The sequence below is a fragment of the Streptomyces sp. NEAU-YJ-81 genome (assembly GCF_017592595.1).
Classification (GTDB): Bacteria; Actinomycetota; Actinomycetes; order Streptomycetales; family Streptomycetaceae; genus Streptomyces; species Streptomyces hygroscopicus_B.
Map to the genome: position 1 here is coordinate 389,431 of NZ_JAGFNO010000004.1, position 23,959 is coordinate 413,389.

Annotated in this window: 22 protein-coding genes; 7 read left to right on the forward strand and 15 right to left on the reverse strand. The window is 72.7% G+C overall.

The features are described from left to right. Positions 1-27 precede the first annotated feature (27 nt). Positions 28-1,236, reverse strand: a complete 1,209-nt coding sequence (locus J5X86_RS12935) for an MFS transporter (protein WP_243980166.1) — start codon at positions 1,234-1,236, stop codon at positions 28-30. A 56-nt stretch (positions 1,237-1,292) separates the two neighbouring features. Between J5X86_RS12935 and J5X86_RS12940 the strand changes: the two genes are divergently transcribed. After that, complete coding sequence (locus tag J5X86_RS12940; protein WP_308124529.1) at positions 1,293-1,868, forward strand: CGNR zinc finger domain-containing protein; 576 nt, start codon at positions 1,293-1,295, stop codon at positions 1,866-1,868. A gap of 25 nt (positions 1,869-1,893) precedes the next feature. Here the strand turns inward: J5X86_RS12940 and J5X86_RS12945 are convergent, their stop codons facing one another. The 3 genes from J5X86_RS12945 to J5X86_RS12955 form a co-directional block, all read right to left on the reverse strand. Next, positions 1,894-3,483, reverse strand: coding sequence for a cation acetate symporter (locus J5X86_RS12945; protein WP_208516885.1), 1,590 nt, complete (start codon positions 3,481-3,483; stop codon positions 1,894-1,896). Continuing rightward, on the reverse strand, positions 3,480-3,830 hold the full coding sequence (locus tag J5X86_RS12950; protein ID WP_208516886.1) for a hypothetical protein: 351 nt from the start codon (positions 3,828-3,830) through the stop codon (positions 3,480-3,482). The genes J5X86_RS12945 and J5X86_RS12950 overlap by 4 nt, the downstream gene beginning before the upstream one ends. 168 nt (positions 3,831-3,998) lie before the next feature. Next, the gene (locus J5X86_RS12955) at positions 3,999-5,300 is read right to left on the reverse strand and encodes a CdaR family transcriptional regulator (protein ID WP_208516887.1); all 1,302 of its coding nucleotides are present in this window, start codon (positions 5,298-5,300) and stop codon (positions 3,999-4,001) included. Between the two features lie 282 nt (positions 5,301-5,582). On the opposite strand from J5X86_RS12955, the gene J5X86_RS12960 reads away from it, so the two are divergent. After that, positions 5,583-6,026, forward strand: coding sequence for a nuclear transport factor 2 family protein (locus J5X86_RS12960; protein ID WP_208516888.1), 444 nt, complete (start codon positions 5,583-5,585; stop codon positions 6,024-6,026). A 97-nt stretch (positions 6,027-6,123) separates the two neighbouring features. Here the strand turns inward: J5X86_RS12960 and J5X86_RS12965 are convergent, their stop codons facing one another. Next, entirely contained in the window at positions 6,124-6,552 is a 429-nt protein-coding gene (locus J5X86_RS12965) for a spore-associated protein A (protein WP_374229249.1), read from the reverse strand. Between the two features lie 211 nt (positions 6,553-6,763). On the opposite strand from J5X86_RS12965, the gene J5X86_RS12970 reads away from it, so the two are divergent. Beyond that, the gene (locus J5X86_RS12970; RefSeq protein WP_208516890.1) at positions 6,764-7,684 is read left to right on the forward strand and encodes a lytic polysaccharide monooxygenase; all 921 of its coding nucleotides are present in this window, start codon (positions 6,764-6,766) and stop codon (positions 7,682-7,684) included. Between the two features lie 10 nt (positions 7,685-7,694). Here J5X86_RS12970 and J5X86_RS12975 read toward each other — a convergent pair whose 3' ends face one another. From J5X86_RS12975 to J5X86_RS13000, 6 genes are read right to left on the reverse strand one after another with little or no spacing between them, the layout of a single operon-like run. Further along, positions 7,695-8,558 carry a TauD/TfdA family dioxygenase gene (locus tag J5X86_RS12975; RefSeq protein ID WP_208516891.1) on the reverse strand — a complete coding sequence of 288 codons (864 nt, stop codon included), beginning with the start codon at positions 8,556-8,558 and terminating at the stop codon, positions 7,695-7,697. 14 nt (positions 8,559-8,572) lie between these two features. After that, positions 8,573-9,877 carry an NAD(P)/FAD-dependent oxidoreductase gene (locus tag J5X86_RS12980; protein ID WP_208516892.1) on the reverse strand — a complete coding sequence of 435 codons (1,305 nt, stop codon included), beginning with the start codon at positions 9,875-9,877 and terminating at the stop codon, positions 8,573-8,575. Then, complete coding sequence (locus tag J5X86_RS12985) at positions 9,874-11,637, reverse strand: prenyltransferase/squalene oxidase repeat-containing protein (RefSeq protein ID WP_208516893.1); 1,764 nt, start codon at positions 11,635-11,637, stop codon at positions 9,874-9,876. The genes J5X86_RS12980 and J5X86_RS12985 overlap by 4 nt, the downstream gene beginning before the upstream one ends. Before the next feature lie 35 nt (positions 11,638-11,672). After that, positions 11,673-12,671 carry a UbiA family prenyltransferase gene (locus J5X86_RS12990; protein WP_208516894.1) on the reverse strand — a complete coding sequence of 333 codons (999 nt, stop codon included), beginning with the start codon at positions 12,669-12,671 and terminating at the stop codon, positions 11,673-11,675. 4 nt (positions 12,672-12,675) lie between these two features. Then, entirely contained in the window at positions 12,676-13,704 is a 1,029-nt protein-coding gene (locus J5X86_RS12995) for a polyprenyl synthetase family protein (RefSeq protein WP_208516895.1), read from the reverse strand. After that, positions 13,701-14,720 (reverse strand): aminotransferase class I/II-fold pyridoxal phosphate-dependent enzyme, encoded by a 1,020-nt coding sequence (locus tag J5X86_RS13000; protein WP_243980168.1) that lies wholly within the window; start codon positions 14,718-14,720, stop codon positions 13,701-13,703. The genes J5X86_RS12995 and J5X86_RS13000 overlap by 4 nt, the downstream gene beginning before the upstream one ends. Positions 14,721-15,017: 297 nt before the next feature. On the opposite strand from J5X86_RS13000, the gene J5X86_RS13005 reads away from it, so the two are divergent. Continuing rightward, positions 15,018-15,944 (forward strand): LysR family transcriptional regulator, encoded by a 927-nt coding sequence (locus J5X86_RS13005; RefSeq protein ID WP_208516897.1) that lies wholly within the window; start codon positions 15,018-15,020, stop codon positions 15,942-15,944. A 63-nt stretch (positions 15,945-16,007) separates the two neighbouring features. Here the strand turns inward: J5X86_RS13005 and J5X86_RS13010 are convergent, their stop codons facing one another. Beyond that, the gene (locus tag J5X86_RS13010) at positions 16,008-17,015 is read right to left on the reverse strand and encodes a sulfotransferase (RefSeq protein WP_208516898.1); all 1,008 of its coding nucleotides are present in this window, start codon (positions 17,013-17,015) and stop codon (positions 16,008-16,010) included. Positions 17,016-17,257: 242 nt separating this feature from the next. Between J5X86_RS13010 and J5X86_RS13015 the strand changes: the two genes are divergently transcribed. After that, positions 17,258-18,166, forward strand: coding sequence for an endonuclease/exonuclease/phosphatase family protein (locus J5X86_RS13015; RefSeq protein ID WP_208516899.1), 909 nt, complete (start codon positions 17,258-17,260; stop codon positions 18,164-18,166). A 113-nt stretch (positions 18,167-18,279) separates the two neighbouring features. Here the strand turns inward: J5X86_RS13015 and J5X86_RS13020 are convergent, their stop codons facing one another. Next, complete coding sequence (locus J5X86_RS13020) at positions 18,280-19,476, reverse strand: MFS transporter (RefSeq protein ID WP_208516900.1); 1,197 nt, start codon at positions 19,474-19,476, stop codon at positions 18,280-18,282. Between the two features lie 292 nt (positions 19,477-19,768). Here J5X86_RS13020 and J5X86_RS13025 point away from each other — a divergent pair, with 292 nt between their 5' ends. Beyond that, positions 19,769-20,830, forward strand: coding sequence for a mechanosensitive ion channel family protein (locus tag J5X86_RS13025; protein WP_208516901.1), 1,062 nt, complete (start codon positions 19,769-19,771; stop codon positions 20,828-20,830). A 5-nt stretch (positions 20,831-20,835) separates the two neighbouring features. Here the strand turns inward: J5X86_RS13025 and J5X86_RS13030 are convergent, their stop codons facing one another. Both J5X86_RS13030 and J5X86_RS13035 read right to left on the reverse strand, forming a co-directional pair. Further along, positions 20,836-21,561, reverse strand: a complete 726-nt coding sequence (locus J5X86_RS13030; RefSeq protein WP_243980172.1) for a response regulator transcription factor — start codon at positions 21,559-21,561, stop codon at positions 20,836-20,838. After that, positions 21,558-22,823 (reverse strand): sensor histidine kinase, encoded by a 1,266-nt coding sequence (locus tag J5X86_RS13035; protein ID WP_208517022.1) that lies wholly within the window; start codon positions 22,821-22,823, stop codon positions 21,558-21,560. The genes J5X86_RS13030 and J5X86_RS13035 overlap by 4 nt, the downstream gene beginning before the upstream one ends. Positions 22,824-23,153: 330 nt before the next feature. On the opposite strand from J5X86_RS13035, the gene J5X86_RS13040 reads away from it, so the two are divergent. Beyond that, positions 23,154-23,945: a class I SAM-dependent methyltransferase gene (locus J5X86_RS13040; protein WP_208516902.1), complete on the forward strand. Its 792-nt coding sequence runs from the start codon at positions 23,154-23,156 to the stop codon at positions 23,943-23,945. Positions 23,946-23,959: the final 14 nt, after the last annotated feature.

A 23,959-nucleotide genomic window follows, 5' to 3' on the forward strand; every position in this document is an offset into this window, starting at 1 on the left:
CAGGTCATCATGCCTGACATGCCTCCGTCACACAGCCCCCGGGGGCAGATCCGGAACGACAGCCTCCGCATCGTCCGGCAAGCATACGAACACGAGGACCGCGAGCGCCTCGCACCCCCCTGCGGCCATCAGAGCGCCGGGCAGCGACCAGGTGGCGAGTGGACCGGCGAAGGCCGCGCCCACGGCGAAGCCGCTGATCTTCAGGCTGGCGCCGGTGGTGAACACCTGGCCGCGCAGCCGCTCGGGGGCCTCCCGGTGGCGCACCGCGAACAGGGCCGTGAGCTGGGGGCCCTCGGCGGCCCCGGCGAGCAACACGGCGGTGATCAGCGCGACCGGGTGTCCGGTGGCCGCGAGCAGCGGCGCGAGGACGAGCAGCAGAGCTCCGCCGAGGAGCACGGTGTCCGGACGCGGCGGGCGGGGGCGGCGGGCGAGCACCGCGTTGGCCACGAGGGCGGATGCGGCGGTGGCGGACAGCAGCAGGGCGCCGCGGTCGGCGCCGCCGAGCACGGCCGCGCCGAGGAGCGGACAGCAGGTGAGCAGCGCGCCCTGGCCGACGCAGGAGACGACGGAGGTGGCGGTGGCACGGGCCAGGGGCCGGTTGCGGACGATGGCACGCAGTCCGGCGGTGAGATCGGCGACGACCGACGTGGCCGGTGGCCGGACCCGGGCGGGCGGCGGAGGCGCGGGGAGCGCCCAGGCGGCGGGCAGCGCGAGGCCGATCAGCGCGATGGACACCGCCACGGCGGCCGGAGCCCCGGCCGCCCCCGCGACGGTCCCGGCGAGTGCGGGTCCCACCAGCGCGGCGAGGCTGAATGTCATCGCGTCGAGTGCGTTGGCCCGGGGCAGGGCCCGCGGCGGTGCCACCCGCGGTAGCTGGGAGGTCCAGCCGCCGGACAGGGCCGGCCCCAGCAGCCCCGCGCCCACCGCGAGAAGGACCGTGAGGGCGAACGGCAGCCGCCCCAGGCCCAGGAGGATCGCGGTCAGCGCCACCGCGTAGAGGGCGAGTGCCGCGGCCAGCAGCCGGCCCGGCCGGGCGGAGCGGTCGAGCAGCACCCCGAAGAGCGGTCCGCCGACCGCCGCCGCGATCATGATGCCCGCCAGCAGCGACGAGCCCGAGGAGGCCGAACCGGTGAGCGCCGGTCCGGCCAGCAGCAGCGCGGGCCCGGACATCTCGTCCCCCGCGCGGGCGGCGGCCGCCCCGCCCAGATAGCACCCCATCGCGTAACGCCCTGGCATGCAGATCACGTTACGGAGGTAACGTAAAACTTCACCAGGTGCGTTACATTGGTCTCGTGTCACCACCCTCGAACGACGACCGGTCGCCCCGGCTTTCGGTGCGGGACACCGCCCGGCGCACCGCCGCCCTCGTCAACGCCCTGACCGCGGAGCCGAGTCCGGATCCCCGCGCGATCGCCGGGATCCTGCTCGACCACGGTGAGCCCGGCCCGGTCGAGCTCACCACCGGTGATGTCGCGGGCATGCGCACCGCCGCGCTGCGGCTGCGTGAGGTGTTCGCCGCCGAGCATGTCGACGCCGCCGCCGGGGTGCTGAACCGGCTGCTGCGGGAGGGCACGGGTCCGCTCCGGCTCAGCTCACACGACGGCTGTTCGCCCTGGCATCCGCACCTGGACAGCGATGACGAGGCGCCCTGGGGCGAATGGTTTCTCGCCTCCTCGTGCATGGCGCTGACCGTGCTGATCTGGGACGGTCAGCGCCCGCCCGGCGGCCTGTGCTCCTCCCCCGGCTGCGGCGATGTCTTCCTCACGGTGGGCAGCGGACCGGAGCGCCGCTACTGCTCACGCCGGTGCGCGACCCGTGAGCGGGTGGCCGCCCACCGGCGCGCCAAGGCCGGGCCCCGATCCCCGTAAGAGGCCCGGGGCGGCACTGGTCGGGTCAGCCGGTGGGCATCGCGTACGGCATGTCCCCCCGCGTGGGGTCCTGGGCATGCCGTGCCCGCCGTCCGGTACGGGAGCCGAGCCAGCCGAGCAGAAAACCGGCGGGAATGGTGACCAGGCCCGGGTTGCGGAGCGGGAACCAGTGGAAGTCGCGCTCAGGGAAGACCGCGAGCGGGTTGCCGGAGATCGCCGGGGAGAAGGCCATGGTCACGGCGGTGAGGAGGAGTCCTCCGTACAGCGCCCAGCGCAGTCCGTTCACCGTGAAGCCGCGCCACAGGGTGCCGTAGAGCACGATCGGCAGCAGGGCCGAGGCGGCGGCCGCGAAGGTGAAGGAGATCAGGACCTGCCGGTTCCAGTGCTGGGTCACGATGGCGAGGACGACGGCCACGACGCCGACCACCACGATGGCCGTACGGGCGGCGGCCAGCTCCCGGTTCGCCGAGAGCCTGCCCTTGAAGACGACCTTGGCCAGGACGTCATGGGCGAGGGAGGCCGCGGCGGCCAGGGTAAGTCCTGCGACCGCCGCGAGGGTGGTGGCGACGACCGCGCAGGCCACGACGGAGAAGAGCAGGCTACGGTGGGCCTCCTGCGCCGCCGGGTCCAGGGCGAGGGTCAGCAGCAGCAGCGAGTCGCTGCCGGTGGGGTCGGAGGCGCGCAGGGCGGGGGCGCCGACGACGGCGGTGGCTCCGGCGCCCACGATCACGATCAGCCCGAGAATGGTGGTGACCGCGCCCACCGCCCAGGTGGTGGCGGCGCGGGCGGCCCGCATACCGCGGATGGGGTGGAGCCGCATGGTGAGATGCGGCATGCAGGCCGCGCCGACGGCGAGGGTGAGCTGGACGCTGATGACATCCAGGCGGCCGCTGAAGGAGTCGCCGTACTGGCGGCCGGACTGCCAGAAGCCGTCGCCGTAGCCGCTGGCGTCGGCCGCGGCGTCGAAGAGGGTGAACGGGTTCCATGAGAAGCGCTTCAGCACCAGACAGGCGAGCAGGACGAACGCGGCGAGCAGCAGCACCGTCTTGAGGATCTGGATGAATCCGGTGCCCTTCATCCCGCCGAGGGCGGCGTAGCAGACCATGAGCGAGCCGATGAAGACGGTGCAGCCGGTGACCGCGCCACTTCCCGGGATGCCGAGCAGCACCGCCAGCATGGCGCCGGCGCCGTTGAGCTGGACCAGCAGCAGCGGCATGACGACCACCAGCACCACGACGGCGGTGCCGATGCGGGCGGGGCGTTCGCTCAGCCGCTCGGAGAGGACGTCGCCGAGGGTGAACCGCCCCCGTCCGCACAGCGGTCCGGAGAGGACGAGCATGAACAGCAGGATGGAGAGCACGGTGGACGAGGCGATGAGCACCCCGTCGAATCCGGCCAGGGCGATGGTGCCGGTGGTGCTGAGCACGGTGGCGGCGGAGATGTAGTCACCCGCGATGGCCAGGCCGTTCTGCATCGGGCTGAGCCCGCCGGTGCCGAGGTAGAACTCGGTGGGGTCGTCATTGCCGGTGGCCGCGAGGATGCACAGCAGGAACGAGATGGCCATGAAGCCCGCGAAGAGCACGAACGCGAGCGTTCTGGGATCGAGGAAGCTCACCCCTCCCCCTCCCCCGTCGTGGCGGTGGACCGGCGGTGGGCCCGGGCCAGGACGGTGAGCAGCACCGCCGTGTCCAGGCCGATCAGCATGGCGCCCACGGTGAACCCGCCGCCCGCGCCGAGGTTGACGACGCCTTCGGCGGCACAGTTCACCACCACGGCGGCCACATGACAGGCGAGCGCGGTGCAGGCCGCCCGCGCCGGCCAGGGCCACGGCCGCTGCCACGGTGTGCGCCGCGCGGGCGGAGGCGGTGCCGTGGGGCGGGGCGGCATGGTGATGGTGCGGCGCGTGGTGCGGGGCTCGACGGGCGGTACGGACGCGCGCCAGGGCTGGTCGTAGTCGGACATGTCGCGGCTCCTTGTGCGGGTTCCGCCCCATGTCACAGGGGCGGAATCGCCACGACAGCAGGTCAGCGCGGTCGCGTACAGCCCAACCGGCGGACCGTGTGACGGGTGCACATGATCGGTCGAGGGCCGTTGTGCACGCCCACATCACCTCAGGCCGAGGGGTGCTGCTCAGGGTGTCAGCAGCCGGTGCGCGGACAGCGCGAGCGACAACTCCATGACCTCTCGGGGGTGGTCCAGCGAACGCCCGGTCAACTGCTCATAGCGGCGCAGCCGGTTGAACACCGTGTTGCGGTGGCAGAACAGCAGCTCGCCCGCGCGGCGCGCCGATCCCCCGCCCTCCAGCCAGGCGGCCAGCGTCGTCAGCAGCATCTCCCGGTCGGCGGACTCCAGCGCCAGGACGGGTCCGAGCATCCGGTCGGCGAGCGCGGCGCCGAGGTCCGGGGAGGACACCACCAGCGCCTCCGGATAGCGCTCATCCAGCAGCGCCGCCTCCCCGGCGGCCGGGCGGGTGCGCAGCGCCGTATCGGCGAACCGGCGGGCCGTGTTCACCGCGGCGAGACCGGACACGGCGGGGCTGACCCCGGCCCGTGCGCCGGGCGGCACCTCCAGCCCGCGCACCAGCCGCTCCGCGCCGACGTCGCCGAGCAGCACGATGGCGTGGGCGGTGCCCTCCGCCGCATGCCAGACCGTGCGAAGTCCCGCGCACACCGTGGCGGGGTGCGGCGCCCGGGACGAGGCGTCGGCGTCCTCCAGCGCCACGACCGCGTAACGCCCCTGCTCGGGAAGGCCGAGGGCCTCCTCCGCCTCGGGGAAGTCGCTCACCCGGGCGGTGCCGTCGAGCAGGGCCGCGACGATGATCCGGTGGCGATTCTCCCGGTGCCAGGAGAGCTGCCGCTCGACCTCCTGATACGCCGTGGCGACGAGGGTGCAGTGCTCGTCGACGAAGTTCCATACGTCGGCGGCGACGTGGACCAGCGACTGGGCGCCGAGCGGGTCCTCCTTCGAGGCGGTCTCCAGAAGCTGCTCCCACACGACGGTGCAGCCGATGCGATACGCGTGCAGCAGCGCGTCCAGCGGAAAGCCCTGGGCGGCGCGGTCGGTGCCGATCCGCCACGCGCAGGACCTGGCGGATTCGCGCGTCTCCTTGGGGTGCACCAGCGAACGCACATTGTTGCTGAGCGAGTCGTGGACCTCCCGCCACACCTCATGCGGATCGAGGGAGGGCGACCGGTAGGCGGGCTCCCGCTCCTTCATCAGCGCGACGATACGGTCCGCCAGCCGGGGCACCTCCTCGATGAGCACCCGGGCGGCGCGGTGCAGCAGCGCCACGGTCTCGGCATCGGCCCGCGACCGGATCGGCGGACGGGCGGCGGGCATCCGGGGCGGCGTCCGCCCCCGGTCGGCGGATAGGCGGGGGACGGGGCGGCCCATGGCGGGGACGGAAGCGCGGGAGCCGGTGACTGGGTGCATGAACGTTCCTCCACCTGTGACGGGCAATGCGCAGCTCGACGCGGCAGCGTGAGGCCACGGCCAGGTTAGATACCAGAGCCTGCCCCGCTATTGCACCATCGACATACCGGCGGGTCGGTGGCTTCCGCGAATTCTCCTGCGCGCCCGGCCGGTGGCGGCGCGCAGCCGCAGCGCGGTAGCGCGGTGTGGGCACGACGCGGACCGGCACCGAGAGGGAGCCACCGTACTGGCGCTCGCGGGATATGCTGTCGATCACTTGAATCTTCGGGGGGAGAGTTCCGCATGCTCGATCGTCTGGCGGTCCATGAGCTGATCCACCGCTGGTGGTTCGCCTTCGACGAAGGGCAGTTCGACGTCTGGCCCGAGCTGCTGACCGAGGATGTCCACATCACCTCCCGCTCGGACACCGGGAAGTCCCCGTACGAGGAGTTCATCGCCTCCGACAACCGGGGCCGCGAGCAGGTGATCGCCTGGCAGCGGCAGCACCGCGAGGCGGCCGGCTACCCGCTGCGCCACAACGCCTCGAACATCCACATCGAGCGGGTCGACGGCGATGACATCTCGGTGGTGTCGTATATGTACGCCACCAACCTCACCGAGGGTCAGGTGACTCCGATCGCCAGCGGTGTGGTCCGCTGCGTGGTCCGGTCCGACGGCGCCGCCTACCGTCTCGCGGAGCTCCATACCGTGCTGGACACCCACGCGGTGGCGTTCACCGAGCGCTAGGGGTCGACACGACGATCGCGGCGGCCACCCTCCTAGAAGGTGGCCGCCGCTCCCCCGTGTGTTCCCCCGTCGGTGTGCCGACGCGTGGTTTTCGGGCTTACCAGCCCTTGGTCACGCGGTGGGCCTTGAGGGATCCGCAGTTCGATTCGTACGTCCAGGTGGACTGGTTGTCGATGCCCCCGGCCCAGTCCACGCACTTACCGCGCCCGTCGCCGTACACCGGGCCCGCGTACGAGGTGTACGCGCCGCCGTCCTCGGCCGACTCGTCGGCGCCCTGAACGTACAGGTAGGCGAACATCGGAACCGGCTTGCCCGTGGCGTTCCGGACGGTGACCACGCAGTTCTTGCCCTTGGCGGAGTTGTAGGTGAGGAAGACGGTGCCCTTGGAGCCGATGGGCGCCGAGTTCACCACCTTGTACCCGCTGCCGCACACCCCGTTGTACGCGGCCTTGGTGGCGGCCGATGCCTGCGGCGTCAGGGCCACGGTGCCCGCGATGGCGGTGGCGAGCACTGCGGTGGCGGCCATACGGCGAGAAAGATTCATTTGTCCCCCTTAATGATTCTTCATGGGCGTAGGCGCTGTTTGCGTCTGCCTAGGGAGACATGTTGGGGTCGCGGATGGTTGTACGGCATTTCACGACGGCTTCCGGCGGGCCGTTGAACGCCCGGCCCGGGCTTCCCGTATTCGACGGGACGGGCGACGCGCCCGTCGTCGCACCGACCCGGAGGGCCGCCGGATGACCTCGTATCGCACCGCCGCCGTGGGCGCTCTTCTCGGGGCCCTCCCCTGCCTGTTCACGGCGCTGGCCGCACAGCCCGCCCAGGCGCACGGGGCGCCGACGGACCCGGTGAGCAGGACGTTCGCCTGCTCCCCCGAGGGCAGGGGCGCGGCGCGGTCGGCGGCGTGCCGGGCGGCTCGGGCCGCCAATGGTCCGGAGGCGGCGGACTGGGACAACCTGCGTATCGCGGGCGTGGCGGGCAGGGACCGGGAGCGGGTCCCGGACGGGAAGCTGTGCAGCGGCGGTCTGGAAGCGTACCGGGGGCTGGACCTGGCGCGCGCCGACTGGCCTTCGACGCGGCTGTCGGCCGGGGCCGATCTCACGCTCACCTACCGGTCGACGATCCCGCACACGGGGACCTTCGAGCTGTATCTCACCAAGGAGGGATACGATCCCGCGCGACCGCTGAAGTGGTCGGACCTGGAAGCGAAGCCGTTCGCCACGGCCAAGGACCCCGCGCTGGTCGACGACGCGTACCGCATCAAGGCCACGCTGCCCGCCGACCGGACCGGCCGTCAGCTGCTCTATACGATCTGGCGGAACACCAGCACTCCGGACACCTACTACTCCTGCTCCGATGTGGTGCTGGGCGCCGGGGCCCGCTCGTCGGAGGCCCCCTCGTCGGAGGCCGCCGCGGCGCCGTCCCGGGCCGCCGCGGCGCCGTCCCGGGCCGCCGCGGCGCCGTCCCGGGCCGCCGCCTCGCCGTCCCAGGACGCCTCAGCGGCCTCCCGCGCCGCCTCCGCCACTTCCGCCACCTCCGCCACCTCCGAGGAGGACGACGGCGGCAGCACTCCGGTGCTGCTCGCCGGTGGTGCGTCCGTGCTGGTGCTCGGCGCGGGTGTCGCCGCCACCGTACGGCGGCGACGCCCGAGCCGCTGACGAGCTGCTGTCACCGGTAGCCGTGGCGGGCCGTGACATGGCGCGGGTAGTAGCGCTCGTCGGGCGCGGGCCGGTACTCCTTCCAGCGCGGGGTGTCGCCGGTGGGCTGGTCGCCGAGGACGGTCACCCGCTGTCCCCTGCGGGGTTCGGTGTAGTCGTTGACGGCCAGGTGCTGGGTGGCACGGTTGTCCCACATCGCGACGGCGCCGGGCTGCCAGCGGTAGCGGCAGTTGAACCGGGGCGACTCGGAGTGCTCGAAGAGGTACTGCAACAGGGCGTCGCTCTCCGGGCGGCTGAGCTGCGGAATGTGCGAGGTCCACATACGCGTCACGTACAGGGAGCGCCTGCCGGTCTCGGGGTGGACCCGCACCACCGGGTGTTCGGCGGAGTGCTCGCCGGTCTGCGGTGTGTTGAGGACATGGACGGCGGTGAGCCCGTCGAGGAGTTCGCGCATCGGCTCGGAGAGCGTCTCGTAGACCAGGTACTGGTTGCTCCACATGGTGTCGCCGCCGGAGGCGGGACACACCTGCAGATGGAGGATGGAGGCGACCGGCGGATTGGGCTGGAAGGTCACGTCGATATGCCACTCGTCGGCCTTGGCACCCTGGTCCGCGTCCAGGACGACGATCTCGGGATGGCCCTCGACCTTCGGCAGGAACGGATGGACCTCCAGCTCCCCCAGCCGCCGCCCCAGGGCGATATGCGCCTCGGGGGTGAGGTGTTCCTGGTCCGGGAAGAAGACCACGAGGTGCTTGAGCAGCAACTCGTGGACGCGCTCGAAGAGTTCATCGGTGAGCTCGGTCAGATCGACACCGCGGATCTCCGCGCCGAGTGCTCCGGAGACGGGGGTCACCATCAATTCGGAAGTGGGCATGCGGTAAACCGTCCTCACATGGGTTGCGGTCGGCCGGCCGGGGCGGTCGGCACTCGGTGGGCGCGCGGATCGGGGAGGAGACCGAGCTGCTGCAGCCGGTCCAGCGGGGTCAGCGGGCGCGGGCCGAGGCCCGACATGTTGTGGGTGACGGTGTGCAGCAGCCGGGGGTTGGCGCCGGTGTGACGGACGGCCCGGCGTCCGAGGACCCGGCCGCGCCACGACAGATCGGTGACCATCCGCGCCGCGTTGCCGCTGGTCCTGGCCGCCTGGGTGAGAAGGGGCAACTGCCGCTCGTGGTAGTCGCGCAGGGCGGCGTCCACCACCGCGGCCGACATCCCGCCCATACGCTCCAGCTGGCCCGACAGCCGCTCGGCGAGGGCACCGGCGCTGGTGATGGCGGTGTTCATGCCCTGCGCTGCCATCGGATGGACGGCGTACGCGGCCTCGCCGACCAGCGCCAGTCCGCGGCCGGCCAGCCGGGGCGACAGCAGCCGTCCGACGGGCAGCGTCTGGCGGCTGTCGAGATGGGCGAGCAGGGACGCGGTGAGCGGCTCCAGGGCGGGCACCTGGGACAGCGCCCGGGCGGCCCAGTCGGCCAGTCCCCCACGTGCCGTGACGCCGCGCAGCTCATCGGGCCCGGCCTGGAGGTAGAGCCGCAACCGGCCGCCCGGCAGCGGATAGAGCAGCCGCAGCCCCCGGTCGGTGACATACGCGGAGAAGTCGTCGGCCCGCGCGGCCGCGTCGGCGTCGCCGATGTCGAAGGAGACCAGCCGGTGCGGATAGTCGGCCCGTTTGGCCTCGATACCCGCCCAGGACCGCAGCCGTGAGGAGATGCCGTCGGCGGCGACCACGAGCGGTGCCCGCTGCTCGTAGACCCTGCCGCCTTCGGCCAGCCGCAGCCCGGTGATCCGGCCGGAGTCGTCGCGCAGCGGCGCCTCCGCGCGGACGCCCCGGCGCAGTTCGACACCCGGCCCGAGGCTCTCGGCCAGGGCGGCGAGGATGACGGTGTGGTCATGGGCCAGCAACCACTGGTCGGGGGCGGGCAGTTGGCCGTAGTCGAGGGACATCAGCGCGGTGCCTCGCGGATCGCGGACGACCAGCCGTCCGAGCCGGACCGCGCCCTGCGCGTCGAGCCGCTTCTCCACGCCCCAGGAGCGCAGCAGGCGCAGCGCGCCCGGCTGGAGCACCTCTCCCTTGGCGATCGGGCGGACCTTCGGCTGCTTGTCGACCACCAGGACGTCCAGCCCGAGGCCGCCGAGCGCGCGGGCCGCCGCCAGACCGCCAACGCCCGCCCCGCACACGAGCACATCGGGGCTCATTTCCGGCCTCCTTCGCCGATGCCGGGGGTGCCGGGTGTGCCAGGGGTGCCGGGGGTTGTGCCCGTTGGGCCGGCTGCGCCCGTGGCTTCCGCCGCTTCCGCGGAGCGGTAGTGGGCGAGGGCCCGCAGTGCCAGGCCCGCCGCGATGCCGTCGTCGGCGTAGCGGGCACAGCCGCGGACGTACTCGTTGACCGGGCCCGGGGTCCAGCCGCCGTCCGCCCGCTGGGCGTCGACGAGCCATCGGGCCGCCGCCGCGAGGGCCGGGTCGGCCGGGCTCAGCCCGGCGGCCAGCAGCCCGCGCAGCGCCCAGGCGGTCTCCTCGACGGTGCCCGGCCGGGTGCCCTCGCCCGTGCTCCACGAGCCGTCGGGGTGGCGGGTGCGCAGCAGCCAGTCCCTGGCCCGGGCCGCCGCCCGGTGGTGTTCCCCGGTGCGGCCCGCCCGGCTGAGCGCCTCCAGCGCCGCGGCGGTGCCGGGGGTGCCGCCGCGGTACCACATGGCCTCGAACGATCCGTCGGGGCGCTGGCGACCGAGCAGCCAGCGCACCGCCTTGGCCACGCGCGGGTCGTCGGCCCCGGCCCCGGAGTCGAGCAGGGCGCCCACGACCTTCGCGGTCATCTGGGGGCAGGGTCCGAAGCCGCCGGGTTTGCTGTTCCGTACGGCGAGGCTCCAGGACCCGGCCGCGTCCTGGGTGGCGGTCAGCCACCCCAGTCCGGCACGGACATGACGGTCGTCCGCGCCGCCGGGCAGCTTCAGCAGGATGGCGCTGGACTCGGCCGTCTCCAGGGCCATCGGCCAGCTACGGGGGCTGGAGAACCCCCAGTAGCCCGCTGGGCAGCCAAGGGCGTCGAACGGCTCGGGCTGCTGGTGGCGTTGGAGCATCTCGCGGGTGCCGATCAGCTGCGGGTCGTCGGCGTGACCGGCTTCGATCAGCGCGGCGGTGGCGAAGTTCGTCCAGGTCACGTCGAGGGGCATCAGATCCCAGGAGCCGTCGGGGTTCGCCGCCGAGCGGAGCCAGCGGGCGGCGGCGCGGACCAGGCCCGGCGCCTGGCCGGAGCGGGCGAGGCCGAGGCAGATGAGTCCGGTGAGCCAGGGGTCGGTGCTGAACCCGCCGGTGGCGCCCTCTCGTTCGTACGCGTCGTGGACGATCGCCAAAGCCCTGGGCCGGGCCAGCCGGTCCAGGGCGCGGCCGGCCGGGCCGCGGCGTCGGTGAGCGGACTGGGCGAGCGCCTGGCTCGCGTAGATCGGCAACCGCAGGCTCAGCAGGCGGCGGCTGAGGCCGGGGAAGAGCAGCAGTTCCAGGGGGAGCCGTCGCTGAGCACCCTCGTGGGGCAGTCCGGCGAAGGTGTGGAACTGGCGGATGAGGGCGGTCATCGCGGGTTCCGGGACGGCCCCGGAGCCGCCGAGCTCGTCGAACCGGGCCCGTGCGGCGTGTACGGCCGACGCCGCCCGGCGGGGGGCGAGCAGGTGGAGCGCCGCGGCGGCGAGCGCGGTGGTGAGGGGTTCGGTGGGCACCCCGCGCATGGCCCAGCCGCCGTCGTCCCGCTGGGTCTCGCACAGCCAGGTGACACCGCGCTCGATGGTCTCGGCCGAGCCCTCCGGATCGGCGAAGTGGAGTGCGGTGAGGGCTCCGGCGGTGTTCAGCGGGGAGGCGTGGTGCGCGCCGAAGACGAAGGCGCCGTCGTCGCGCCGGTGGGCGAGGAGCGCCTCGGTACCGGCGGTGACGGCCGTGCCGACGCTCTCGGTCAAGGCGGAAGCGGGCATGGGAGCGGACCCTTCTGCTGGTGGCGCGCGGTGTTTCAGGGGCGTGGACCGGGGAGGGTGGGCCCGCCGTCGGCCAGGGGGGCGGGGAATTCATGCCGGGACCGCATCCGGCTCTGGGTGATGACGCTGACCGTGAGGAGCGGCGTCAGCAGCGCCAGGGCGGGCGCCGTGCCGGCGCCCGCGGCCACCACCGCCGCGGCCAGCACCAGGCGTTCGGCGACGAGGACGGCGTGGGCGCGCAGGGCCAGCGCGGGGGCGAGGTGCCCCGGTGACCGCAGCAGCAGCCCGAAGGCGCCCGCGCCGCACAGCGCCGCCGCCGACAGCAGCACGAGATAGCCGGCCGTGTCCCCCGGCACCAGCCCGGTGGCGGCGCAGGCCACCGCCACGGCGGCCAGATACAGTGCGGCCGCGGTGTGGGTGGCGCGCCGGACACCCTGGCGTACCGGCACGGTGGCGTAGCCGCCCTCGCGGTCGCCGTCGACGTCGCGGAGGGTGCCGACGAGGTTGGACGCGGTGTCATGGGCCAGGAAGACCAGGGCGAAGGGCAGCGCCCGCCACGGTGGCCACGGCTGGACGGCCATCGCGCCGAAGAGCACGGTGAGCGCGGTCAGCACGCCCCGTATGAGATTGCCCGACAGGCCACGTCCCTTGAGGACCCGGCTGTAGGCCACGATGCCCGCCATGGCGGCGGCGGCCACGGCCACGGCGCGCCAGTTGGCCCACAGGGCCAGCGCGGCCACGGCGATGGCGCAGCCGATGCCCGTGGCCACGGCGGCTCGTGGGCTCAACCGGCCGGAGGGGATGGGTCGTTGGGGCTTGCTGAGCGCGTCGAGGTCACGGTCGTAGTAGTCGCCGAGATAGTGGCCGGCGACCCAGCCGAGGGTCGGCGCGGCCCAGGCCACCAGCAACTGCCCCGTGGTGGGGTGTGATCCGGCGAGGGTGGCTCCGGCGAGGCCGACCAGCCCGGGATACCACAGGGTGTACGGGCGCCAGGTCTGCAGATGGGCCAGGAGTGCGGTGCGCGGGGCCGCCACGGTGTCACCGGTCCCGGCTGACCGACAGATCGGCCACCGCCGCGAGTACGGCGGTGGCCCGGGAGCGGGGCAGCTCCGCCAGACAGGACTTGGCCCGGTCCGCCTGGGCGGTGGCCTGGTCCCGCGCGGCGTCGAGCGCACCGGTGGTCTCCAGCAGTTCGTGCACCGTCCGCAGCGCGTCGGCGGCGGGCAGGGCGCCGCCGAGCGCCGCCTCCAGCCGGGCACGGCCCGGGGCGCCGGCCATGGCGTGGCAGAGCAGGACGGGGAAGGTGGGGCGGGCGGCCGCGATGTCGCTGAGGGCGGACTTGCCGGTGGTACGGGGGTCGCTGGTGTACGGCAGCAGGTCGTCGTGCATCTGGAAGGCCAGCCCCAGATGTTCGGCGTAGGCGGTGAGCGCGTGCTGCTGGGCGGGGGTTCCGCCGCCCAGGATCGCCCCGCCCCGGCAGGCGGCCCGGAACAGCGCCCCGGTCTTCAGGGAGCTCATGGTGAGATACCGGTCGAGTCCGCAGCCGAGGTCGCCGCGGAGTTCGCCCTCCATCGCCTGGCCGCGGCACAGGTCGACGCCCGCCCGGGCGAAGACCCGCACGGCGCCGAGGACCCGGCCCGGCGGCAGCCCGCCGGCCTCTTCGGCGCCGTCGGTGAGCACGCCGAACATGCCCAGCATCAGGGCGTCCCCGGTCACGATGGCGTCGGCGGTGCCGTAGCGCGCCACGACGGACGGACGGCCCCGCCGCATGCTGTCACCGTCGATGACATCGTCGTGGACGAGGGATCCCACATGGAGGTACTCCACGCTCAGCGCGGCCGGGACGACGGCCGGTCCGCCGCCGCCCACCGCCTCGGCCGACTCCATGAGCAGCAGCGGGCGCAGCAGCTTCCCCGCCGGGAGCAGGGCGTACCGGGAGATCTGGTGGAGGCGTTCGGCCTCCGGCGGCCAGCGCCGGTCGAGCTCGCGCAGCAGGAGCTCCATGGTCGGCGCGGCCTCCGCCAGCGGGTCGGCCACATCGGTGACCGCGACGTCGGGCGGCGTCATACGGACGCCTCCCGGTACTTCCCGGCAAGCTCCGCGAACGCCTGGTTGGCGGCGGGCTCGGCGACGGTCACCCGTACCCCTTCGCCCGGTTTGCCGCACACCACCACGCCGTGGTCCGCGCAGAACTGGGTGAAGCGCTCCACACCGGAGGTCATGGGCAGCCACAGGAAGTTGCCCTGGCTCGCGGGCGCCTCCCAGCCCTGGTCGAGCAGGGTCCGATGGAGCCGGTCGCGCTCCTCGGCGGTCTCGGCGCACTGCCGGAGCACCTGCTCGTGGGCGCCGAGCGCGGCGATGGCGGCCTCCTGCGCCACGGCGCTCACCCGGTAGAAGGGCAGCACCGAACGGAGCGGGGCGAGCACGGGCTCATGCGCCACGAGATAGCCGACCCGCAGGCTGAGCAGCCCGTACGACTTGGAGAACGTCCGCACCACACAGACCCGTTCATCGGCGCGGTGCAGTGCGATGCCGTCGGCGACGGCGCCGGGGTCGGCGAAGTCCCGGTATGCCTCGTCGATGACGACGGTGACATGTGCGGGGAGCCGGTCGAGGAAGCGCAGGATGCGCTCCTGGTCCAGCGCGGTGCCGGTGGGGTTGTTGGGGGTGCACAGCAGGACCATGCGGGTGCGGTCGGTGACGGCGTCGGCCATCGCCTTCAGATCGTGGTCGTATCCGGCGAGCGGCACCCGGACGGTGGTGGATCCGGCGTTGGCCGCCATCATCGGGTACGCCTCCCACGAGGGCCAGGCGTGCACCGTGTCCGTATCCGGTCCGGTGAGGGTGGAGAACAGCTGCTGGAGCAGCGCGCCGGAACCCGGTCCGGCCAGCACATGTTCCGGGCGCACTCCCAGATGTCCGGCGAGGGCCTGACAGAGCCCGGTGCCGAGGGCATCCAGGGTACGGTGGGCGGTCCGCGCGGTGCGCAGGACGGCGTCCACCACTTCGGGGAGCGGGGGGTGAACGGTTTCGTTGAGCGACATCTGGTGGAAGGGATTGTTCTCCGCGACCACCGGAGTCATGCGATTCCAGCCATCATGCATCGGGCACCATCCATCCATTCCAGCGGGGGATTCGGGCGGAGGGAGGAATGTCACCGCGCCCGGTTCCCCTGGCCGGTCCGGCCGGATTGGTGGGGAGGAAACCGTCGTGGGCGGGCTGTGACCGTACGGTCAGCCAGTGCGGGTGGGGCCGTGTCCGATCGGTCAGTTCAATGAGCGGGTGCGGGCGAAATCCGTCACCATGATTTTGACGGCCTCTCGATCACGCGTCCAATTAGAGTCTTACGGGAATTGATAAACGATTTTTATCGTCCTGTAGTGATCGATCTTCGCCAGCTCACCGTACTCGCTGAGGTCTGTCGCGCCGGCTCGTACAGCGCCGCGGCGGACCGTCTCGGTTACACCCAACCGGCCATCAGCTATCACATGCGCGCGCTGGAACGTGCCGTGGGCGTGCCGCTCACGGTCAAGGCGGGACGGGGGGTACGGCTCACGCCCGCGGGTCACAGACTCGCCGAGCGCGCCCAGGACGTGCTGGCCGGGCTGCGGGATGTGGAGAACGAGTTCGAGGCGCTCGCCGCGCGCACCCGTGGCCGGGTGCGGATGTCCTCGGTGCAGAGCGTCTGTGTCGCCGTGCTGCCCGCGGCGCTGGCCAGGCTGGGCGCCTCCCGTATCGAGGTGGAGGTGGAGCTGGGCCAGACCGACTCCCATGACGCGTACCGGCTGCTGGACACGGGCGAGACCGATCTGGCGATCGTCGCCGACGATGAGACCGGCGACGCCTCGGGGACCGCGCACACCCCGCTGCGCCGGGTCCCGCTGCTGGTCGACCGCCGCCATGTGCTGCTGCCGCGGGGTCATGCGCTCGCGGGGCGGCGCAGCGTCCGCCTGGCCGATCTGTCGCGGGAGCGGTGGATCCTGGAGCGGGACCGCGAGCGGCTGCTGCGGCGCTGCGCGGAGGCGGGGTTCGAGCCCCGGGTGGTGACCACGACCGATGACCAGGCGACGACCCTCGGCCTGGTGGGCGACGGGGTGGGCATCGCCCTGATGGACGGCCTCGGTCTGCTCCCCCGGCCCGATCCGCGGGTCGAGCCGCGTCCGCTGGACGACTGGCCCCGGCGCCATGTCTGCGCGCTGCTGCGACCGGAGGCCGCGCGGGTGCCCGCGGTGGCCGCCTTGCTGGAGGCGCTGCGGGCGGTGGCCGTCGAGCAGTCGGGGGAGGTCGCCGAAGCGGCGACGGTCTGATGCCGGAGCTATCTCATCCGCACGCCGGATTTACCTCATTATCCGCGCACCGGAGCAGCTCTCTCATCCGGGGCCGGCCAGGCTCAGGGCCCGGGCGCCGGGGGCGCAGCTCTCGCGGAGGGCGGCCAGTTCGGCGGGCGGCAGGGTCGCGGCGGCCGTGCCCCGGCGGTCGCCGTCGAGCAGGGCGCTTCCGGCCGCCAGCCACTCCGGGAGGGGTTCCACGCCGAGGTGGTGGGCCAGCCGGGTGAGCTCGCGCTCGGGCGCGTCGAGCAGGCTCTCGTACGACAGGGACATCCGGATCGCGGCGGGGAGCTGGGACAGCTGCGCCAGCCCCTCCACGATCGTGTGCGACCACAGTCGGCCGAACTCGGCGACGGGTACGGACCGTTCGTACAGCGGACGCAGATCGGCGTCATCGTCGCTGAGCAGCGCCTCGAGACCGGCCGGAAGGTCCTCGGTGGTCTCGGCGCGCTCCGTCATCAGCTGGATCAGCCGGAATCCGGGGTGGCGGCTCATGGAGAGCGCGCAGTCGGCGCCGTCCCGGTGCAGGTGGACGAACCGGGCCTCGGGAAAGACCTCCCGCAGCCGGGACACCGACCGCAGCGAGTAGCCGGAGCGCTCCACGACGGCCCGCCCGCCGAACCGCTCCCCCAGCAGGCCGAACAGCGCCCGGTAGTGATCGGCCACCGGGGCGGCGGGCCGCCGGGACAGCTCCGGCTCCAGCGCGTCGAACAGCGCGTCGGGGTCGTCGGTGAGATGCGGCAGCGTCATCATGCACAGGGCCGGAATGCCACCGCCCGCCACCGAGAACCGCCCCTTGACATGCGGATACCGATACTCCGGCAGCGCGATGCCATCGCGGATGACGCGGTTGGCGAACGACCTGGGGGTGGCGAGGATCCGCCAGAACTCCGCCCCGGTCAGCGGCGCCTCGGGAAGCGCGTCCGGCTCCAGTGCGGCGATCAGCTCGCTCACGCTGAGCAGATCCGGGTGCAGCCGCAGGACCCGGGACAGAGCGGTCGAACCGCATCGTCCGGTCCCCACGACGAAGGTCAGCGGCCGTAACGTCACCCCAGGTGCCCCTTCCGTCTCGACAACTACCGGCCTTCTCTACCCATCGCCGCCACCGCGCATCCCCGGCCACTTTCGTCGTCACGGGTGGGTCCGCCGTCACGGGTGAGGTCCGCCCGCACTCTTGAGGTCGGCTCTGCGTGGCCGTACGTTCCACCGGACGGCCACCGCAGGACACACCCCCCACACCGCGGGGTCCGACACTGGGTCCGTCACCGCACCTTCAAGACCTTGGAGGAGCCATGCCCGCACCTGTGTTCAGCCGCCGTCACGGTATGCGCGTCGCGGCCGCGACGGCCGCCGCGCTTCCGCTCGCCTCCCAGCCGCAGTACGTGGCCACGGCGGCCGCCGCCCCGGTCGCCCCCGCCGACGGTTCGCGGCTGGCCGTCATGACCTTCAATCTGCGCTACGCCGGCGACAGCGAGCCCAACTCCTGGGGCCGGCGCCGCCCGGTCATGCGGGAGCTGCTGCGCCGGGCCCGGCCCCATCTGCTGGGCACTCAGGAGGGGCTGTACGGCCAGCTACGCGATATCGCCCACGACCTCGGACAGCGCTACGCGTGGATCGGCACCGGACGGATGGGGGGCAGCCGCGACGAGTTCATGGCCGTCTTCTACGACACCGGGCGGCTCGAGCCCGTGGAGTACGACCACTTCTGGCTGTCCGACACCCCGAATGTGATCGGCTCCAACACCTGGGGCGGGGCCGTGGTCCGGATGGTCACCTGGGTGCGCTTCCACGACCGGCGGACCGGCAAGGAGTTCTACGCCCTCAACACCCATCTGGACCACCGCAGCCAGAACGCCCGTGAGCGCGCCGCCGCTCTGATCACCGAGCGGCTCGGCGGGCTGGACTCCGCGCTCCCGCGCATCGTGACCGGTGACTTCAATGTGGCGGCCCATGGCAACCCGGTCTACGACGCCATGCTGAACGGCGACACGCTGGTGGACTCGTGGGACACCGCCGAGCGGCGCGGCCCGCTGTACGGGACGTTCCACGGCTTTGGCCCGCTGGTCCCGGACGGCGACCGGATCGACTGGATCCTGACCTCACCCGGTGTGCGCACCCACCACGCCGTCATCGACACCTACTCCGGGGACGGCCAGTACCCCAGCGACCATCTGCCGGTGCGGACCATCCTGGAGTTGTGACGCGAGGCGCCCGCGCCGAATGCCGTGATGCCGTCGATCCGCTCCCTCTCCCGGGGGCGGATCGAGCGGTTCGCCGCGCGGCGCGCCGTCCCCGCCGCGTTCGCAGGCCGTGCTCAGCGGCTGGATGCCGCGTCGGAGATCCCCCGCAGCCGCAGCAGGGCGGCCACGGCCAGCAGGGCCACACAGCCCGTGAAGATGAGCCCGGCGGAGCGCAGCCCGACCGCGAGCGACAGCGCCCCCACGCCGATCACCGGAATCGAGATCCCCAGATACATCAGCACGAACAGGGCGGAGGTGACCTCGGCGCGCCGGTCGGCCGGGCTGCGCTCGGTCACCACTCGTACGGCGGCGAGGAACGACAGCCCCTGCCCCGTCCCCGCGATCACGGCGCCCAGCACCAGCAGCGCCAGCGACGCGATCGCCAGCGAGACCGCGATGGCCGCCATACCGGCCACCAGCACCGCGCACCCGCCGGGCAGCGACCGCCCCGGGCCCAGCCGCCGCCCCAGCACCTGCCCGGCGACCGAGGCGGCGAACACGGAGAACACCACGGCACCGGCCACCGCGAGATTGTTCTCCCCCTCCACCTCACTCAGGAACGTGGGCGACACGGAGGTGAACAGGCCCAGCGTGGAGAAGCCCGCGAACCCCGCCATGGCCGCGGCCGCGAACGTCGCGCGCATCTCCTTGGGCACCCGCAGCCGCTGCGGCCTCAGCGGCGGACGTCCCCGGGTCCGTACGGTCTCCGGGAGAGCGAGCACCACGGCGGCGGCCACCGCCACCAGCACCAGGTCCACCACGAACACCAGCTTCAGCGGCGCCGGGGCGTACTGCGCCAACAGGCCCGCCAGCAACGGGCCCACACCGAGACCGCCCAGGTTGGCCCCGGTCGCGAGGAGGGTGGCGGCACGGCGCCGGCGCTCGGGGGCCAGCTCGATCACCATCACGGTGGCGGTGCCGGTGGCCAGACCGGCGGACAGCCCCGACAGGGTGCGGCCCGTGAACAGCTCCGGCAGTCCGCCGGCGAGGAGGAAGCACACCGCGCTCAGGCCCGACAGCGCCAGCGCGGCCAGCAGGACGGGCCGCCGCCCGATGAAGTCGGACATACGTCCGAGCAGCAGTAGCGCGACGATGACCCCCGCCGCGTACACGGCGAAGATCACCGTGACCATGAACGAGGAGAAGCCGAACTCCCGCTGATAGAGCGAGTAGAGCGGGGTGGGCAGCGTCGTACCGCACATCGTGACCACGAAGGCGTAGGCGGCCGCGAGGAACGGCCATCCCCTCTCCACGTCGCTGCGGCTTTCCATACGACCCGATTTCACCACAAATCACACGTCCGTCAAATGCGGTGGCGCGCCGCCGCCTTCCTGGCGGGTTACGTGCGGTAGCGGGGCATCCCGTCATTCGGCCCTGATCGCATGCGGCAGGATGGCACCTCACGCCGGAGCCGTACACATGTACGCCCGGCACAGCCCGTACAACCCAGGCACGAGCAGGTGACAACGTGATCCCACAGAACTCCAGACCGGAGGCCGCGCCGACGACCGCGGGCCACACGGCCGGTTCTGACGCGCTTTCCGGCATAGCGGACGGTGGCCGATGAACCGGGGCCTGACGTTGCACGATGTCATCGTCGTCGGGGCGGCACTGGTCTGCGGCGCGGCCGGTGGTGTGCTGTTGCGCGTGGCACTTCGCTGGCTGGGTGAGCGGGCCCGCTCCACCCGGTGGAGCGGCGACGACATCATCGTCGACACACTGCGCACACTGGCGCCGTGGGCGTCGATGGCCGCGGGTGTCGCCGCCGCGGCCGCCGCGCTGCCGCTGACCGCCACGGTCGGCCATGACGTCAATCAGACGCTGAAGGCCGTGTTGATCCTGGTCAGCACGGTCACCGCGGCGCGGGTGGTGGCCGGTATGGTGCGCTCGCTGGCGCTGTCCCGCTCCGGGGTGGCGGGAACGGCCACCATCTTCGTCAACATCACGCGGATCGCGGTCCTGGCGATGGGCGTGCTGATCCTGCTGGAGACGCTGGGCGTCTCGATCGCACCGCTGCTCACCGCCCTGGGCGTGGGCGGTCTGGCGGTCGCCCTGGCCCTGCAGGACACCCTGGCCAATCTCTTCGCGGGGGTGCACATCCTGGCCTCCAAGACGGTGCAGCCCGGCCACTACATCCGGCTCAGCAGCGGGGAGGAGGGCTATGTGGTCGACATCAACTGGCGCAACACGGCGGTGCGGCAACTGTCGGACAATCTCGTCATCATTCCGAACGCCAAGCTGGGCAACACCATCATGACCAACTTTCACCAGCCCGAGCAGCAGATGTCGGTCATGGTCCAGGCAAGGGTCGGCTACGGAAGCGATCTGGACCATGTCGAGCGGGTGACCATCGAGGTCGCCGGGAAGGTGATGTCCGGGGTCGAGGGCGGGGTCGTCGACCACGAGACGAGCGTGCGCTTCCACACCTTCGGAGAGTCCGGCATCGACTTCTCGGTGTTTCTGCGGGCCCTGGAGTTCAGCGACCAGTACCTCATCAAGCATGAGTTCATGAAGGAGCTGCACCGTCGGTTCCGCGCCGAGGGCATCGAGATCCCGCTGCCCACGCGTACGCTCGTCCTGCCCGACCAGGACCGGCTGCCGCTGCCGGACCGTACGGCGATCTGACGCCGTCAGGGCAGCAGCCGCCGCTCGGTGGCCACCGCCACCGCCCCGGCCCGGGTCTCTACCCCCAATTTCCCGTAGATCCGACCCAGATGGGTCTTGACCGTGGCCTCGCTGATGAACAGGGCCCGGGCGATCTCCCGGTTGCCCAGGCCACGGGCCAGTTGCCGGAGGATGTCGCGCTCCCGCTCGGACAGTCCGGGGCGCGGGCTGCGCATCCGGGCCAGCACCCGGTCGGCGACCGGGGCGGACAGGGCGGTACGGCCGGAGGCGGCGTTGCGGATCGCCGCGAACAGCTCCTCCGGCCGCTCGGCCTTGAGCAGATAGCCGGTGGCCCCGGCCTCGATGGCACGGGTGATGTCGGCGTCGGTGTCGAACATGGTGAGCACCAGGACACGGGGCGCGGGCGGGCCGCCGGAGACCAGCCGCCGGGTGGCGGTCACCCCGTCCATGCCCTCCCCGAGCTGCAGATCCATCAGCACCACATCGGGCCGGAGCGGGGCGGCCATGGCGAGGGCCTCCTCGCCACTGCCCGCCTCGCCGACCACCTCGATGCCGTCGGTGCTGGCCAGCAGCGCCCGCAGCCCGGCCCGCACCACGGCGTGGTCGTCGCAGAGCAGCAGCCGGATGGCGGGAGCGGGCGGGACCGGGCTCGCCGCGGGGCCGGACGACGGGGACGGGGCCGCGTCCCCGCTCGCGGCGGCGCCGGACGACGGGGATGGGATCGGGCTCATGCCGTGGCCTCCACGGGACGGTCGGGGACGAGGACGGGAAGGGGCTCGACGGGGATCGCGGCCGAGACGACGGTCCCCTCGCCCGGTGCGGACTCGACGGTGAGCGTGCCACCCAGTTGCCGCACGCGGACCCGCATGGCCGGCAGCCCGTGTCCGCGCGACCGGTCGGCTCCGGGGTCGGGGACGGCGTCGGTGTCGAAGCCGCGGCCGTCATCGGCGATGTCCAGACAGATCTGGTCGCCCATGCAGGTCAGGGTGAGCGCGGCCCGGCTCGCCCCGGCGTGCTCCCGCACATTGGCCAGCGCGCCCTGGGCGATGCGCAGCAGCGCCGCCGCCACCCGCTCGGGCAGCGGCCCGAGGGGTCCGTCGAGGTGGAAGTCCACCGTCTGCCCCGCGCCGCTCTCCCGCTCGGCGAGCGCGCCGAGCGCCTGGGCCAGGGAGCGCTCGGCGAGGTCGGCCGGGGCCAGGTCCTGGACGAACCGACGGGCCTCGGCGAGGCTGCGGGAGGCGATCTCCGCCGCGTCGCGCATATGGCCTCGGGCCGCCTCCGGGTCCGTCTCCCAGGTGCGGTCGGCGGCCTGCAGCAGCATCCGCTGGCTGGACAGGCCCTGGGCGAGGGTGTCATGGATCTCCGAGGACAGCCGCTGACGCTCGGCCAGGATTCCGGCCCGCCGCTCGGTTGCGGCCAGATCGCGGCGGGTGCGGACCAGATCGTCGATCAGCACCCGCTGCCGCGCCGACTGGCGCCGCAGATGAATGAGGACGGCGGCGGCCACGGCGGCGATGGCGGGCGGCGCGATCAGCGCGTTGGGGTCGAAGCCGTCGTGCATGAACCGCAGTTTCGAGGCGACGACGAGCGCGGTGAGCACGGCGGCCAAGGGCACCGCGAACCGGGTGGGCAGCGTGTGCAGACCGGTGAAGAAGAGCGGCATGGCGCACCATGCGGCGCTCGGCGCGAGGACCAGCAGCGCGACCCATGCGGCCAGCACCGCTGTCAGCCAGACCAGATAGCGGCCGGAGGGCCGGCCGCCAGGGCTCGGCGCGGGCGCCGGCCACCGGCCGGGCAGATAGAGCGTGCCGAAGGCCACGAAGAGGGCGACGACCCAGCCGTTCGGCGAGGTGCCGGTGTCCCGGATCAGATAGCGGACCAGCGAGGCGCCCAGCAGCAGGAAGAACGCGATGTGCAGAACCGCCGTCAGCCACCGCTCATCCGGATCGTCCGGCCCGTCGGTCCCGGACCGCCCGGACCATGCCGACCACATCGCCGACCACGGCGCCCATCCTGACCGCCCGACCGCCCTGACCGCCGACCGCACCCCGGCCCCTCCCTGCTCTCCGGATTCGCTCCGGACCTCTTCGCTTCGCTCCGGACTCTCCGGTTCTTCTGGGATCACTCCCTCAGCCAGTCCTAACGCGCCCGGCCGGACGCCGCATCATCCGATCGGTTGATACGGCGATCACCCGGACCGCGTCCGGACCGGGACCGCTCCGCCGATCCGCGCCGCCGCCACGGCGCCGAGGCTGGTACCGACAACAGCGACGCGGGAACGCATGGTCCGCCGCGTCCGTACCACGACCACGAGAGAGTCCACATGCCCGCCAAGAACCTCGGCGTCAACCGCTCCGCCCTCGGCCACCGGGTCTCCTACGCGCTGCGCCACCCGCACCGCGTACCGCGCCATCTGATCCGCGCCACCCGGGACGCCTGGCTGCGCTACCGCTACCCCGACCACGTCGCGTACTACCGCGCGGTGATGCGGTCCGACACCCGCACCAGCCCGGAAGCGGCGGTCGGCAGCCGCAGCCATGAACGGTGGCTGGCGCTGGGCGCGATGCAGTTCGACTATCTCCTCGGCCACGGTCTGCGGCCGGAACACCGGATGCTGGAGATCGGCTGCGGCAATCTGCGGGCGGGCTGGCGGTTCATCAGCCATCTGCAGCCGGGCCACTACTACGGCGTCGACATCTCGCCCGAGATCCTCACGGCCGCACAGGACACATTGGTGCGCGAGGGACTGCAGGGCCGCCGTCCCACCCTCACCCCCGTCCGCGATCTGACGCTGCGTTTCCTGCCCGACGCCCACTTCGACGTGGTGCACGCGCACAGTGTCTTCTCGCACTCGCCGCTGCCCGTCATCGAGGAGTGCCTGGCCCATGTCGGCCGCGTCATGGCGCCCGGCGGCTGGTTCGACTTCACCTTCGACCGCACCGAGGGCGTCGAACACCAGGTACTGCGGGAGGACTTCTACTACCGCACCGAGACGCTCATCGCGCTGGCGGAGAAACACGGTCTGGCGGCCCGGTTCATGACGGACTGGGAGGAGCTGCCGCACGGCCAGTCGAAGATCCGTATCACCCACCGCGAGGCCGCGCAGACGTCCTGACCCGCCGTTCCTCA